Source organism: Pelagibacterium sp. H642 (assembly GCF_031202855.1).
Taxonomy (GTDB): domain Bacteria; phylum Pseudomonadota; class Alphaproteobacteria; order Rhizobiales; family Devosiaceae; genus Pelagibacterium.
On record NZ_CP101829.1, the window covers coordinates 91,204 to 105,474 of the forward strand.

Below are 14,271 nucleotides of genomic sequence, written 5' to 3' on the forward strand. Positions count from 1 at the left end.
CGCGGTCAACTCTACCAGCGAATGAGTGAGGCTCCCCAGGTGAACCCGCCGCCCATCGCTTCGATCATCACCAGGTCACCCTTCTTGATCCGCCCCTCCTCGCTGGCCACCCAAAGGGCGAGCGGCACGGAGGCGGCAGAAGTGTTGGCGTGCCTGTCGACGGTTACGATCGTCTTGGTTTCGGGAATACCGAGCTTGCGGCCTGCCCCGTCGATGATGCGCTTGTTGGCCTGGTGCGGCACGAACCAGGCCAGGTCACCGGTCGTCTTGCCGGTCTTTTGGAGCACGTCCTCGACCACATCGGAGATCATGCCCACCGCATGCTTGAAGACCTCGCGGCCCTCCATGCGCACATGGCCGATCGATCCGGTCGCTGCGACGCCGCCATCGACATAGAGCTTTTCCCAATGGCTGCCATCGGTGCGCAGGCTGGAGACGAGAACGCCCTCTTCGGGCGCATCGTCGGGCACTTCGCGGGCTTCGAGAATCATCGCCCCTGCCCCGTCGCCGAACAGGACGCAGGTGGCACGGTCGGTCCAATCCAGAATGCGCGAGAAAACTTCGGCGCCGACGATCAGCGCGCGCTTGGCCATGCCGGTCTTGAGATAGCTGTCGGCCGTCGCCACCCCGAACACGAAACCGGAGCAAACCGCCTGCACGTCGAAAGCCGAGCCATGGGTGATGCCGAGCTTCTGCTGCAGGATGGCGGCGGTCGCCGGAAAGGTCCTGTCGGGCGTGGTCGTCCCCACCACGATCAGATCGATGTCGCTGGCCTCCATGCCGGCGTTTTCCAGCGCCCGGCGCGCCGCAATCAGCGCCAGGTCGGAAGTCACTTCACCCTCGGCGGCGATGTGGCGCTGCCTGATGCCGGTGCGCTGCACGATCCATTCATCGGAGGTATCGACGATCTTGGTGAGGTCGTCATTGGTCATCACGCGTTCGGGGAGGTATCCGCCCACTCCGCGTACAACAGATTGGATTTTGGTCACGCGGAAGGTGCCTCCAGATTGGACAGGTCCGCCGGCACGGCCAGCGTGGGGAAGTTTTTCAGACCCTCCCCGATCTTGGCGATCAGATCGTTGCGCGCCATGTCGTAGGCAAGGTTCAGCGCGCTCTTGTATCCGATCTCGTCAGTGCCACCATGGCTCTTGATAACGACGCCATTGAGGCCGAGGAACACGCCGCCATTGACCGTACGCGGGTCCATCTTCGAGCGGATGGCGCCAAGTGCCTGACGGGCGAACAGCGCGCCGATCTTGCTCATGAGCGACGAGGTCATCGCGTCGCGAAGATACGTGCCCACCTGGCGCGCCGTGCCCTCGGCGGTCTTGAGGGCGATATTGCCGGTGAACCCTTCGGTGACGACGACGTCCACCGTGCCTTTGCCCAGATCGTCGCCCTCGACAAATCCCTTGTAGGTGAAGCCGGCGCCCGAACTTTCGCTCAGGATCTTGCCGGCATCCTTGACCGATTCATTGCCCTTGGCCTCTTCGACCCCGACATTGAGCAGCCCCACGGTCGGGCTTTCGATGTCGAAGACCGCCCTCGCCAGCGCGGCGCCAAGGATGGAAAAATCCACGAGTTGCCGGGCGTCAGCGCCGATGGTGGCGCCCACGTCCAGAACGATGATGTCGGACCGAAGCGTAGGCCAGATGGCTGAAATCGCCGGGCGGGAAATGCCGTCCATCGTCCGCAGGCAGAACGTGGCCATTGCCATAAGCGCACCGGTATTGCCCCCCGAAATCGCGACGGCGGCCTCGCCGTCCTTGACCGACTGGATCGCCGCCCACATGGACGAGTTGCCCCTGCCCTTGCGCAAGGCCTGGCTGGGCTTGTCGTCCATGGTGATGACGGTCTCGCTATGGCGAACCTCCGAGACCGCGCCCAGCTCGGGGAACTCGGCCATCAGCGGCCTGATGGCCTCTTCGCGTCCGTGAAAGATGAAGCGCGCGTTGGGGCGCTCGCGAAGCAGAAGTTTGGCGCCGTGAAGAGGTGCGCGCGGCGCGTTGTCTCCGCCCATCGCGTCAACGGAGATCGTTATCGTTTCACTCATTGCGTGCCTTAATGCTGCCCGTCTGAGCGCGCCGATTGCTCCGTCGCGCTCACCATAGTCAATGAACTTCGTCTTGCAAGGGTGTCAACCGGATGCCGGTGGCACTCAATCCTTTTTGAGGGCCTTGAGCGCGGCAAAGGGCGAAAGCTCGGCCGGATCGTCCCCGGCCATGCCCTCGGGCAGTTCGGCTCCGGGCTTTCGAGGATAAAGATCGATGGCGAGGGCGAAAACCTCGAGGACCAGATCTGTCAGATCGATCTCATTGCCCTCGAAATAGTCCGGCAGATCATCGTCCTCGAGATTGACGAAAATCTCGGCCCCTGCCGTGGCCTGGCTTGCCGCGTCCTGGCCGGGCAGGAAAATCCTGTCCACCGGCTCGTCAATATCCTGACTCACCGGGTCTCCGGTGACCACGCAAGGCTGGATGACCGTGCCCTTCACCTGCCCCTGGGCCCGCACGCCGCCCCGGAAACGCGATGCGGTCACTTTGGCGGAAAAGTCGGTGACCTCGCTCACCTTGAGCCGCTCGGCCAGCGCCTCGCGCTGCTCCTGGTCCGTTTCGATGGTCACGACCCGCCCGGCGGCGGGGATCTTGTCGACCTTGATGATCGCGTCGAGATCGAGCTGGTTTGGCTTCACAGTCATTTCGGTTCTCCGAACACAACCTTGCCGCCCATGATGTCTTCGACGTTCTGGGTTTCGAGCAGGTCGTCGCAGAGCAGGATATAATCGGCAAACTTGTCCGCGGCCGGATGGGTTCCCCCGCCATGGAAGTTGCGCGAAACGAAGGCGACAAGTCTCGTGCGGTCGCCAGCGTCGAGTATCTCGGAAAGATTGGAGAGCATGCCGTAGAACAGCCCACCCATCTTTTCGATCCGCTTGCCGATGGAAAGGTCGCCCACCCCCATTTCGCGCAAGGATCGGTCCATGTCCTTGAAGAAGCAGTCGAAGACGTCCTGGGCAAATGCCCTGCTCTGGGCTTCGCGCGAGCGCAGCTTGCGGAAAACCAGAGCCGCGTGCAGCGAAATCATGTCGAACCGGCCTGTCAGTGTGTCCGCAACGCCCCATTCGGCGTAGAAAACCTCACGCCGGGATTGCGCCACAATGGCATTATAGACGGCGTAAACGGGCTCGGAGAGCTTGGTCTTACGGAATAAGGACAGGATCATTTCATCTCGGTCTCGAAGGCGAGAAAGACAGCCAATCATACATGGAAATCCATTGGCCGCTTGCCAGAGTCGTGCCTTGACGGCTAAACAACACGTAAAATTCCTGGCGCATTGTCGCGAGGCTATAGTCGAGAGAGTTGAGGAAAGTCAATTCATGACCCTGCGTTCCGCCCTTGTCCGCCTGTCCCCCCTCGCCGCGGCCGTTGCCCTTGGCCTTACGCTCTCGGCCTGCTCGGGCTCCGGCCTCGTCGCGCAGCGCACGCAGGGTTACGTCCTGCCTGAGGATGCGATCGCCCAGATTCGTCCCGGTGCGAGCCAGGACCTGGTGCGCGTCGTTCTCGGCTCGCCGCAGACGACCTCGACCTTCGGTGGGGAAACGGCCTGGTACTATGTGGAAACCAAGGTCAACCAGACCGCTTTTGGGCTGACCTCTGTGCAGGAACGCACCGTGCTCGCCGTCTATTTCGGCCCCGACCGCCGCGTCACCGACCGGGCGCTCTATACGCTCGAGGACGGACGCGTATTCGCCATCGAACAGCGCCGCACCGGCTCGTTCGGCGAAGACCGCAACTTCCTGCAGACGCTGCTGGCTTCAGCCCTCTGAAGCCAGCGCATCGCGCCGCTTTAGTCCCCGATTGCGCAGATCGGTCCATCCCAAAAGCAGGATGGCGGCGACCGCTATCGGCATGGCGATGAGGTTGACCATTTCCCAACCGAACAGGTTGAGAAGCACCCCCGCCCCGATCGAGGCGATGGCGTTGGTCCCGAACACCAATTGCTCGTTGACCGCCTGCACCCGCGCGCCCTCCTCGGGCCGGTAGGCGTTGGACAGCATCACCGTCGAGCCGATAAAGCCGAAATTCCAGCCCACCCCGAGCAGAACGAGGGCGACATCGAAATGCAGCGTCGTGATCCCGGTCAGCGACGTTCCCACGCTCGCGATTATCAATAAAAGCCCGATAGCTATCGTCAGATGCGGTCCGATCCGCCCGATGATCGTTCCGGTGATAAAGCTCGGCGCGAACATCGCCACGATATGCCACTGGATGGAATTGGCTGCATCGGCCGGCGCGTGACCGCACAGATGCACCATCGCCAAAGGCGCGGCGACCATCACGAAGGTCATGAGCGCAAAGCTCGCCATTCCGGTCAGCACCGGCACGAAGATCTCAGGCGTGCGCAGCAATTCGCCCATCGGGCGACCTTGCTCGGAGGCTGGCCGCTTGGGTTCGCCCTTCGGCAAACGCGTAAAGCCAAGCAACAGCATGGCGGCAAGCGACAAACCGGCGAGCCCGATGAACGACCCCGCATAGACGGCGCCCGGCACGGCCTCCGAGGTCAGTGTCGCCAGCCGCGGTCCCAGGAAACCCGCCAGCACGCCGCCGAACATCACCCAAGACACTGCCCGCGCCTTGCCTTCGGGCGGCACGCTGTCGGCGGCTGCGAAGCGATATTGCTGCCCGAACGCTCCGGCCGCCCCGATCAGCAGCATGGCGGCGGAAAAGATAATGAAGCTATGGAGATAAAGTCCGAGCGCGGCCACCAACCCGCCCGTCCCGGCAATCGCCGAGCCGAGCACGAAGCCGCGCGTCCTGCCCATCCGGTGCAAAAGAATCGCCGCCGGCCCCGCCATCAACGCGACGCCGAGAATCATCACTGTCGTCGGCACTGTCGCAAAGGCCGGATCGAAGGCCAGCGTAGCGCCCGCGAGAGCGCCAACCGCCATCACCATGCCCTGGGAAGAGCCGGCCACCGCCTGCGCACCCGAGAGAAGGAGAATGTTGCGCAGAGCGGCCATGGGATTGTCCGATTCAGGGTTGGGATTTGTCCCCAGCATACCCCTCGGAATATTTCCGCGCCACCGCGTCGAGCACGCCGTTGACCATGCCGGGCACCTCGTCCTCGTAAAAGGCGTTGGCGACGTCGACATATTCGCGGATCACCACCTTGAAGGGGATATCCTTGCGCATGGTCAATTCGAACACGCCGGCGCGCAGCAGCGCCCGGAGCGTGGCATCGATCCGCGTCATCGGCCAGCCGCCCTGCAGGGCGGCGTTGATGATGGGATCGAGCTTGACCTGGTTCTGAACCACGCCGCGTACGATATGGCGGAAATAGTCGGCATCGGCGGGCAGATATTGATCGCCCTCGAGTTCGCGCCCCAGCCGGAAGCTCTCGAACTGGCTGAGGGTTTCCTCCAGCGTCTGCTCGCCCACATCCATCTGGTAGAGCGCCTGCACGGCGGCCAGTCGCGCCGAGCCACGCTGGTTTGCCGGTTTGATCTCGTTGTCGGTGGCCATGGCTCAGTCCTCCATCAGCCGGGCGCGCAGCGCCGCCATGGTCATGGCCGCAACCGCCGCGCCGCCGCCCTTGTCCTGTTCGGACATCCGGGCGCGGGCCCAGGCCTGCGCTTCGTTCTCGACGGTCAATATGCCGTTGCCGAGCGCGATACCGTCCGAGATGGAAAGATCCATCAGCGCCCGCGCGCTTTCGCCCGAGACGATCTCGTAATGGGTCGTCTCCCCGCGGATGACACAGCCCAGCGCCACATAGCCGTCGAATTCGTCGCCCTTGAGTTCCGAGGCCATGGCGATGGCTGCGGGAACTTCCAGAGCGCCGGGCACGGTCAGCACTTCGTAGGAAGCACCCGCCTTGTCGAAGGCCGCGGCCGCCCCTTCGAGCAGCGCCTCGGCGATGTCGTTATAAAACCGCGCCTCGACAATGAGGTAGCGCTGCCCTTCGGCCGAGCCGGGCGCAATCGCGAAGGTGTCGCCGGAACTGGCCATCTTTATTCCTGCTTCGTTTCGATAAGCCGCGCCGCATAGCGCGCCATGAGATCGACTTCAAGGTTCACGACGTCGCCCACCCGGTAGTCGGGCCAGTTTGTCGCGGAAAGCGTATGCGGGATGAGGTGCACCGAAAAGCGGTTGCCCTCCACCCAGTTGACGGTCAGCGAGGTGCCGTTGAGCGCCACCCCGCCCTTCTTGGCAATGAACCGGCTCAAATCCTGCGGCGCTTCGAAGACGAAGGTGATCTGGTCGCCGATATCGCGGCGCTCGACGATCGTGGCGAGCCCATCCACATGCCCCGAGACGATGTGACCGCCCAACTCGTCGCCGATCTTGAGCGAGCGTTCGAGATTGATCCGCCGTCCCGCCTTCCAATCGCCGACGCGCGTTACGTCCAGCGTCTCGCGCGCGGCGAAAACGTCGAACCAGTTGCCCTCGTCGGTTCCCTTATCGGTGACTGTGAGGCAAATCCCCTCGCACATGATCGAAGCGCCGAGGTCGATGCTCGCCGGATCGTAACGCGTGCCGATCCGGAGCCTGCGCCCGTCGTTGCGGTCTTCGACGGCAACAAGGGTGCCGATGTCGGTGATAATGCCGGTGAACATGTGTGCTCAGATCTTTTCGAAGGTCGTGAGCATATCGCACCCCAGCCTCCGACTTTCAACCACGCCGAAGCCCAGTTGCGTCAAACGCTCCGGCAATGATGGGTGAACGCTGGCGGGCAGGCCTTGGGCGCCAATAATTGTCTCCCCTGAAAGCAGGTGGAAACGGTCGATCAGCCCGGCATCGAGCAGCGCATCGTTAAGCCCTGCCCCACCTTCGACGAGCACGCGCCCTACGCCCCGATCCGCGAGCGCACTCAAGGCCAGCCCGGCATCGGGATAGCCATCCCTTCCGCCGACCCAGACCACATCCGCACGTTCGAAGATTGATTCAACTTTCCCTCTTTCGGCCATGAAAACAGTCTCTTGGCCCGTATCCGTCGCAAAGAGGGTCAAGCTTTCCGGCAGTTTTCGTCCCGCCATGACCACCCGCAGCGGCCTGCGATCTCTGAGGCCAGCCAACCGAACGTTAAGCCTGGGGTTATCCAGCCGCGCCGTCCCTGCCCCGACCATCACCGCATCGTGCAGCGCCCGCTGCATATGCGTCCATCGCCGCGCCTCTTCGCCGGTGATCGCGACATTGCCCTCGCCCCGCCGCCCGATCATGCCGTCCCGGGAAACCGCCAGTTTCGCGGCGACGAAGGGGCGTCCGCGTCGAATGCGCGAGAAGAATCCCTCATGCAACCGCTCGATGAACGACAGGCCGCTTCCGGCGTCCACGGAAATGCCTGCGGCCTTCAGCTTTTCGATGCCCTGTCCTGCCGTGCGCGGATCGGGATCTGCGGCTCCGCACACCACCCGCGCCACGCCCGAGGCGATCGCCGCATCAACGCAAGGCGGCGTTCGGCCCCAGTGGTTGCAAGGCTCGAGCGTGACGTAGAGCGTTGCTCCTCTTGCCCGCTCGCCCGCCATCGCCAGCGCTTGCGGTTCGGCATGCGGCCGCCCGCCGGCAGCCGTCACGCCGCGTCCCAGCACGATCCCTCCGTCGGAAACGACGAGGGCACCCACGGTTGGATTTTCCGCAGTCGTGCCGCGATACGGCATGGCGATGCGCGCAGCCGCCTCAAGCCAGCGCAAATCGGCTGGCGCGAGGTCGCTCACCCCCTGTCCTCGGGAAGGCTGGGCTCGTCCGATCCCATGTCGGTGAGGAAGGACTGGAAGTCGTCGGCACTGGCGAAGTTCTTGTACACCGAGGCAAAACGGACGAACGCCACGTCATCGAGCCCCTTGAGCCCTTCCATGACGTATTCGCCGATCTGATCGGACGTCACCTCGACATCGCCCAGGCTTTCGAGCTGGCGTACGACGCCCGAAATCATCCGCTCTACTGTCTCGGGGTCGACCTGACGTTTCCTCAACGCCGTATAGACCGACCGCGAGAGTTTCTCGCGGTCGAACGGGACCTTGCGGCCGGATTTCTTGACCACGGTAAGGTCACGGAGCTGCACCCGCTCGAAGGTCGTGAACCGACCGCCGCAGCCATTGCAGACACGGCGGCGGCGGATGGCGTTGGAATCCTCGGTGGGCCGGGAATCCTTGACCTGCGTATCGTCGTTCCCGCAATAGGGGCAGCGCATGGGCTTATCCGTAAATCGGGAAGCGGGCGGTCAGTTCGAGAACCTTTTCCTTGACCTGCGCCTCAACAGCCCCGTTGTTGTCCTCGCCATTGGCGGCCAGCCCATCGATCACCTCGACCATGAACGCGCCCACCTGGCGGAACTCCTCGGTGCCGAACCCGCGCGAGGTCGCCGCCGGCGTTCCCACGCGGATACCCGAGGTGATCGCCGGCTTTTCGGGATCGAACGGCACGGCGTTCTTGTTGCAGGTGATGTTGGCGCGCTCGAGCGCGGCTTCGGTGGCCTTGCCGGTCACCTTCTTGGGCCGCAGGTCGACAAGCATCAGATGATTGTCGGTGCCGCCGGTCGCGATCTCCAGACCGCCCTTCACCAAGGTTTCGGCAAGAACCTGGGCGTTTTCGACGACCTGCTTGGCGTATTGCTTGAATTCGGGCGTCAGCGCCTCACCGAACGCCACGGCCTTGCCGGCGATCACGTGCATCAGCGGACCGCCCTGGATGCCGGGGAAAATGGCCGAATTGACCTTTTTGGCGATGTCCTCGTCATTGGTCAAAATCAACCCGCCGCGCGGTCCGCGCAGCGTCTTGTGCGTGGTGGTCGTTGCCACGTGAGCGTGCGGGAACGGGCTGGGGTAAACGCCCGCTGCGACCAACCCGGCCACATGCGCCATATCCACGAAAAGATAGGCCCCGACCTCGTCGGCGATCTTGCGGAATTCGGCCCAGTCGAGAATCCGAGAATAAGCCGAGAACCCGGCCACGATCATCTTGGGCTGATGTTCCTTGGCGAGCTGGCGCACCTGGTCCATGTCGACCCGACCGTCCTGCTGGCGCACGCCGTACTGGATGGCGTTGAACCATTTGCCCGACTGATTGGGCTTGGCGCCGTGGGTCAGGTGACCGCCGGCGTCGAGGCTCATGCCGAGGATGGTGTCGCCCGGCTGCAGCAGCGCCTGATAGACGCCTTGGTTGGCTTGCGAGCCGGAATTGGGCTGCACATTGGCGAAACCGCAGCCGAACAGTTCCTTGGCGCGGTCGATGGCAAGCTGCTCGACCACGTCGACATACTGGCAACCGCCGTAATAGCGCCGGCCGGGATAACCTTCGGCGTATTTGTTGGTGAGCACCGAGCCCTGGGCTTCGAGCACTGCTTTGGAAACGATGTTCTCCGAAGCGATCAGCTCGATCTCATGCTGCTGGCGACCGAGCTCGTCGGCAATCGCCTTGGCAACGATCGGATCGTGATCGGCAATCGTGCGGGAGAAGAAATCAGGGAAAAGCGGTGCTGTCCCGGTGGCGCTCATCGGCGGACCCTCGACCTGTTGCAGAAAGGATGAATGGCAAGCAAGCGCGCTCCGCATAGCATGGCAAAGCTTGCGATTCCAAGCAAAGATCGGATGGTGCTGACAAGTGGCCGCAGAGTGGCCCTGCCCTGCGCCTTACCCCTGGGCTTCGATCCGCCGCCGAAGCTTGGCAAGCGCGAGGTTCTTCATCTGCATCTGGGTGGCGCTGGCAGGGGCGATCACGACCACCTCTATGCCGGTCGCAACATCGATCGCCGCCACGCGAACCTGCGGCCCGGCCTGGTGAAACTCGAACAGAACTTCCCCACCGGGCTGCTGGTTTGTCATTGCCACCGGACTAGGCGCTGATCTCAGGGAAATCGACCTTGCCCTGCGCGTCGAACTCATAAACGTCGTCACGGAAGCTGACCACGCCATTGCGGTTCGCCCAGGCCGTGAAATAGGTCATGAAAATCGGCACCGGGTTGCTGACATTGGCGTCGACCCGCTCGCCGGAGGCGAAGCGCGAGTTGACGTCGATGATATCGTAGCCGGAATCGCGAAGAATCCAGGCAACGAATTCGGCAACGTTGGCGACGCGCACGCAGCCCGAGGAGTGGAAGCGGGCATTTTCCGAGAACAGACCCTGTTGCGGCGTGTCGTGGAGATAGACCGCGTGGGGGTTGTGGAAGTTGATCTTGACGTGCCCCATGGAATTCTGGGCGCCCGGATCCTGCCGGAACGTATAGTTCACGGCCTCTTCGGTGTTCCAGTCGATGGCGCTCTGAGGCACTTCGTTGCCGCTGCCGTCGAAGATGCGGATCGAATATTCGTTGAGGTAGTTCGGATTGTCCCGCACGAGCTGGATGATGTCGCGGCGGATAATTGAAACCGGCACCGTCCAATAGGGATTGAAATTGATCTGGTGAATGCGGCTGCGCAGGATCGGGGTCTGGCGATCGATCTTGCCGACCACTGCCGTGTGACGGCGCCCCACCTGCCCGCCTTCGATCGCTTCGATCGCGGCAGCGGGAATGTTGACGTTGACGTAGCGATCCTCGAGACGCCCCTCGAGCCCGCGAACGCGCTCCATATTGAGCTTGATCTGGTTGAGGCGCGTCGCGGTCGGCACCTTCATGGCCCAATAGGTATATTCGTCGATCATGCCGTTGATCTGCAGGCCGTGACGAGCCTGGAAGCCACGGACGGCGCCATCGAGCTGGGCGTCGAACTCTTCGATCAGCGGGGTATCCTGCGGCAGATCGCCGGTGTGGGCGAGATAGGTGCGCAGATCGCGGACCGGCTTGCGGTCCGAGCCCAGCCCCAGCCGGAAGATCGATTCCGGCACGTCGGGCCAGCCGCCGATCGCGGTCAGGCGTTCGTAGTATTCGGCGACGCGCTGCAGGTTGAATTCGGTATCCACCGAAACGATCGGATCGAACCCGCCGATGGCGTCCATCGCCTGGCGGGAATTCATCTCCAGTTCTTCCTGGGTCACCGTCTTGCGGCCATTGCCCAGCAGATTGCCGAAGAGCGACTGGGAGAGAGCCGGCATCGGGAACGCTGCCGAGGCCGCCAGGGCCGTCATGCCGGTTACGACCGAACGCCGGTTGAGTTTTCCTTTAGTGTCGCGCATGCCTTTAGTTCACCTATCGAGAAACGGTAGAGACGATCGGTCTTTTGCCCCAATTTGGGCCAGGATCACAACGCCCTCACCGGACTTTGACCGCCGTTGGAATTTTCGGGAGCGTCATATATCGACAAATGCTCGCTAAAAAGAGTTTGCGGCGCAAATAAGAAACGCCGGCCTCCCGGCCGGCGTTTGATTTTCCAGTGTGGCGTCGATACCACAAAGATTGGGCTTAGAGCTTGTAAAGGATCTGGTCGACCCAGAAACGTTCGAGACGCGAGAGCGCCGTGTTGAGCCCCGAGAAATCCGATTCGCCGAGCCCGCCGACCTTCTCGATCGAATTGAGGTGGCGTTCGTAGAGTTCGTCGATCACCTCGGCCACTTCTTCCCCTTTGGGCGTCAGCCGGATGCGCACCGAGCGGCGATCGGTCTTGGAACGCTCCTGGAAGATATAGCCGGTCTCGACCAGCTTCTTGAGATTGTACGAGACGTTCGAGCCCAGGTAGTAACCGCGGGTCCGCAGTTCGCCGGCCGTCAATTCGCTGTCGCCGATGTTGAACATGAGCAACGCCTGGACGGGGTTGATGTCGTCCCAACCCATGCGGTCGAACTCGTCCTTGACGAGGTCAAGGAGCCGGCGATGCAGACGCTCGACGCGCGAGACCGCTTCGAGATAGAGCGGCTTGAGACTCTGCCGGGGAGCGTCTGCCTTTGCAGCGGAAAGATTGTTAGCCATTTGGTTCTGCCTCACTGTATTTTTTAGCGCGATTTTTCGCGTCTGTGAGGGCAACCTACACGGGCTCGGCATAAGATCGGTTTAAGAGACACGCTTAACGGTATCTTACGGGAAAACTTGGGCTTTTTTGGTTTTCAGTTTCTTACGCCCGTATTGAAAACGCTAACCTTTACCGGTTCTTGCACTATATCGAGGACAGCAAATCCCGCCGGATTGCCGGCCTTGCAAACCGGCGGCGAACGTCCTCGCGCCCGCTCCCAAAAGGGGCCTGCACGACCCGCCGACGTCAGTCGACGATCTGCCGGTGGGCGGCCCGTCGGGCAAAGACCAGCAGCGCAGAAGTTGCCAGCATGACAGCAAGTTTGAAGATAAAGCCCCACAAACTGAGACTAACCCATGCGCTGCCGGCAAGGTAAAGCACGACCTCGACGACGAGCGATCCGGCCAGAACGACTGCTCCCCACGGCGCATGTATCCACAATCCCACCGCCGCAAACAGTCGCATCAGGCTCAATCCGGCGAGCAGTAGGAACCCGATAAGCCCCATGGCAACGATCGGGCTGGTGGCTCCCGCGCCCAGGCCGAGCAGCCGCGTCGCATCGCCCAGCCCCATGAACAGGCTGACCAGTGCCAATATGCGCGCAAGGAACCCGGCGGGTTCGGTTCTGAAATCCATCTGAAGAATCCCCCGTCTGCCGATTGCTAACGCGATTTGCCCGGGCCGGACAAGCTTTGCATCCTCGCCTGCCCCTGCTAATGGACACGGGCCCATTACTAAGGACGAAGACGATGGCCTGGCAAAAGCACGACATGGAGTTTCTGGGTGGACGCCGGCTGCGCCGGCCGCGCATGGCGGGCTGGAGCCGCGATCTGGTGCGCGAAACCACGCTCGGCCCGCACGATTTCATCTGGCCGCTGTTTGTCGTCGAGGGTCAGAACGAGCGCCAGCCCGTCACCACCATGCCAGGCGTCGAGCGCCTCTCGATCGATCTCGCCGTCGAGGCTGCCAAAGCCGCCCGCGCCGAGGGCATTCCCGCCCTGGCGCTATTTCCCAACACCGATCCCTCCAAGCGCACCGAGGATGGCCGCGAGGCCACAAATCGCGACAACCTCGTCTGCCGCGCGCTTTCGGCCATCAAGGATGCCGTTCCCGAGATCGGGCTGGTCGCCGACGTGGCGCTCGATCCTTACACCAGCCACGGCCATGACGGGGTGATGGAGGGCGAGGAAATCCTCAACGACGAAACCGTCGCCATCCTCGTCCAGCAGGCTCTCGTCCAGGCCCGTTCGGGCGCCGACGTCATCGCGCCCTCCGACATGATGGACGGCCGCATCGCCGCCATCCGCCAGGCGCTCGACGATGAGGGCATGGAAAAAACCATCGTCCTTTCCTACGCCGCCAAATACGCCTCGGCCTTTTACGGCCCCTTCCGCGAGGCGGTCGGCTCGGGCGCCCGCCTCAAAGGCTCCAAGCTCACCTATCAGATGGACCCGGCCAATGCCGAGGACGCCATCCGCGAGGTCGAGCAGGATCTGGCCGAAGGAGCCGACTGGATCATGGTCAAGCCCGGCATGCTCTATCTCGACATCTGCCGCATGCTCAAGGACCGCTTCGACGTGCCGCTGTTCGCCTACCAGATCTCGGGCGAATATTCGATGATCTCGATCGCCGCCCAGGCGGGTGCTCTCGACCGAGACGCGGCCATGGCCGAAAGCCTTCTGGCCTTCAAGCGTGCCGGCTGCTCGGGCATCCTCACCTATTTCGCCCTGGATATGGCCAGAAAGCTCAACGCCTGACGCGCATGCCCTTGTAATCGGCGCTTGCGCACCAACATGGAAAGCAAGCTTGAGGAGCATGGACCATGGCAACCGATTTTCTTGGCCGCATCGTGCGTGACGATCTCCCGAACCCGGCCAATTCGCCCGAACTATTCGAAGGCATCCTGACCCGCCGGGTCTTCGCCTTCCTGATCGACTGCGTGATCATGGGCATCCTGGTGACCATCGTCACGCTGGTTGCCGGGGTCTTGGGTATTTTCACCTTCGGGCTCGCCTGGCTGTCCATTCCCATCATCATCCCGGTGACTTTCATCGCCTACTATGCGGTAACGCTGGGCTCGTCCTCGCGCGCGACCTTGGGCATGCGGGCCATGGATATCGTTCTCACCCCCACGCGCGAGGTCCGGCTCGACGGCTGGATGGCGATGATCCACGTCGTTCTGTTCTGGATTTCGACAACGATCCTCACCCCGTTCATCGTGCTCATCGGCCTGTTCACCAACCGCCGCCAGCTCCTGCATGACATGATCGCGGGCACCTTGATGGTGCGCCGCTCGCCCATGGTCCGCCATTGGCGTGCCTATGCACATTCGGGCGAACCGGCCTAACCATCGCACAAGCCGCGTTGCGCCTGATGGACGGTGCGATTACACT

Annotated in this window: 18 protein-coding genes; 3 read left to right on the forward strand and 15 right to left on the reverse strand. The window is 62.6% G+C overall.

Annotated elements, in window-relative coordinates; genetic code table 11:
- Window positions 1-11 precede the first annotated feature (11 nt).
- From NO934_RS00490 to NO934_RS00505, 4 genes are all read right to left on the reverse strand, one after another.
- Window positions 12-989 carry a beta-ketoacyl-ACP synthase III gene (locus NO934_RS00490; RefSeq protein WP_309161543.1) on the reverse strand — a complete coding sequence of 326 codons (978 nt, stop codon included), beginning with the start codon at window positions 987-989 and terminating at the stop codon, window positions 12-14.
- On the reverse strand, window positions 986-2,053 hold the full coding sequence (gene plsX, locus NO934_RS00495) for a phosphate acyltransferase PlsX (RefSeq protein ID WP_309161544.1): 1,068 nt from the start codon (window positions 2,051-2,053) through the stop codon (window positions 986-988). The genes NO934_RS00490 and plsX overlap by 4 nt, the downstream gene beginning before the upstream one ends.
- 105 nt (window positions 2,054-2,158) lie before the next feature.
- Window positions 2,159-2,698 (reverse strand): DUF177 domain-containing protein, encoded by a 540-nt coding sequence (locus tag NO934_RS00500; protein WP_309161545.1) that lies wholly within the window; start codon window positions 2,696-2,698, stop codon window positions 2,159-2,161.
- Window positions 2,695-3,222 carry a ubiquinol-cytochrome C chaperone family protein gene (locus NO934_RS00505; protein WP_309161548.1) on the reverse strand — a complete coding sequence of 176 codons (528 nt, stop codon included), beginning with the start codon at window positions 3,220-3,222 and terminating at the stop codon, window positions 2,695-2,697. Before NO934_RS00505 ends, NO934_RS00500 begins: the two co-directional genes overlap by 4 nt.
- Before the next feature lie 154 nt (window positions 3,223-3,376).
- Here NO934_RS00505 and NO934_RS00510 point away from each other — a divergent pair, with 154 nt between their 5' ends.
- Window positions 3,377-3,826 carry an outer membrane protein assembly factor BamE gene (locus NO934_RS00510; protein WP_309161550.1) on the forward strand — a complete coding sequence of 150 codons (450 nt, stop codon included), beginning with the start codon at window positions 3,377-3,379 and terminating at the stop codon, window positions 3,824-3,826.
- Here the strand turns inward: NO934_RS00510 and NO934_RS00515 are convergent.
- The 11 genes from NO934_RS00515 to NO934_RS00565 all read right to left on the reverse strand — a co-directional run bounded on the left by NO934_RS00515 (window position 3,815) and on the right by NO934_RS00565 (window position 12,514).
- Window positions 3,815-5,059: an MFS transporter gene (locus NO934_RS00515; protein ID WP_309161551.1), complete on the reverse strand. Its 1,245-nt coding sequence runs from the start codon at window positions 5,057-5,059 to the stop codon at window positions 3,815-3,817. The genes NO934_RS00510 and NO934_RS00515 overlap by 12 nt on opposite strands.
- Window positions 5,034-5,522: a transcription antitermination factor NusB gene (nusB, locus tag NO934_RS00520; RefSeq protein WP_309161552.1), complete on the reverse strand. Its 489-nt coding sequence runs from the start codon at window positions 5,520-5,522 to the stop codon at window positions 5,034-5,036. The genes NO934_RS00515 and nusB overlap by 26 nt, the downstream gene beginning before the upstream one ends.
- 3 nt (window positions 5,523-5,525) lie before the next feature.
- Window positions 5,526-6,008 carry a 6,7-dimethyl-8-ribityllumazine synthase gene (locus NO934_RS00525; RefSeq protein WP_309161553.1) on the reverse strand — a complete coding sequence of 161 codons (483 nt, stop codon included), beginning with the start codon at window positions 6,006-6,008 and terminating at the stop codon, window positions 5,526-5,528.
- Window positions 6,009-6,010: 2 nt separating this feature from the next.
- On the reverse strand, window positions 6,011-6,616 hold the full coding sequence (locus NO934_RS00530; RefSeq protein ID WP_309161554.1) for a riboflavin synthase: 606 nt from the start codon (window positions 6,614-6,616) through the stop codon (window positions 6,011-6,013).
- A gap of 6 nt (window positions 6,617-6,622) precedes the next feature.
- Window positions 6,623-7,714, reverse strand: coding sequence for a bifunctional diaminohydroxyphosphoribosylaminopyrimidine deaminase/5-amino-6-(5-phosphoribosylamino)uracil reductase RibD (ribD, locus tag NO934_RS00535; RefSeq protein ID WP_309161555.1), 1,092 nt, complete (start codon window positions 7,712-7,714; stop codon window positions 6,623-6,625).
- Entirely contained in the window at window positions 7,711-8,190 is a 480-nt protein-coding gene (nrdR, locus tag NO934_RS00540; RefSeq protein ID WP_309161556.1) for a transcriptional regulator NrdR, read from the reverse strand. Before nrdR ends, ribD begins: the two co-directional genes overlap by 4 nt.
- Before the next feature lie 4 nt (window positions 8,191-8,194).
- On the reverse strand, window positions 8,195-9,493 hold the full coding sequence (gene glyA / locus NO934_RS00545; RefSeq protein WP_309161558.1) for a serine hydroxymethyltransferase: 1,299 nt from the start codon (window positions 9,491-9,493) through the stop codon (window positions 8,195-8,197).
- 135 nt (window positions 9,494-9,628) lie between these two features.
- On the reverse strand, window positions 9,629-9,820 hold the full coding sequence (locus tag NO934_RS00550) for a DUF6898 family protein (protein ID WP_309161559.1): 192 nt from the start codon (window positions 9,818-9,820) through the stop codon (window positions 9,629-9,631).
- 10 nt (window positions 9,821-9,830) lie between these two features.
- On the reverse strand, window positions 9,831-11,108 hold the full coding sequence (locus tag NO934_RS00555; RefSeq protein ID WP_309161560.1) for a L,D-transpeptidase family protein: 1,278 nt from the start codon (window positions 11,106-11,108) through the stop codon (window positions 9,831-9,833).
- A gap of 226 nt (window positions 11,109-11,334) precedes the next feature.
- Window positions 11,335-11,838, reverse strand: coding sequence for a transcriptional regulator LdtR (gene ldtR / locus NO934_RS00560; protein WP_309161561.1), 504 nt, complete (start codon window positions 11,836-11,838; stop codon window positions 11,335-11,337).
- A gap of 286 nt (window positions 11,839-12,124) precedes the next feature.
- Window positions 12,125-12,514 carry a hypothetical protein gene (locus NO934_RS00565; protein WP_309161562.1) on the reverse strand — a complete coding sequence of 130 codons (390 nt, stop codon included), beginning with the start codon at window positions 12,512-12,514 and terminating at the stop codon, window positions 12,125-12,127.
- A gap of 113 nt (window positions 12,515-12,627) precedes the next feature.
- Here NO934_RS00565 and hemB point away from each other — a divergent pair, with 113 nt between their 5' ends.
- On the forward strand, window positions 12,628-13,635 hold the full coding sequence (gene hemB, locus NO934_RS00570; RefSeq protein ID WP_309161563.1) for a porphobilinogen synthase: 1,008 nt from the start codon (window positions 12,628-12,630) through the stop codon (window positions 13,633-13,635).
- A 65-nt stretch (window positions 13,636-13,700) separates the two neighbouring features.
- Window positions 13,701-14,225 carry an RDD family protein gene (locus NO934_RS00575; RefSeq protein WP_309161564.1) on the forward strand — a complete coding sequence of 175 codons (525 nt, stop codon included), beginning with the start codon at window positions 13,701-13,703 and terminating at the stop codon, window positions 14,223-14,225.
- The last annotated feature ends 46 nt before the right edge of the window (window positions 14,226-14,271 follow it).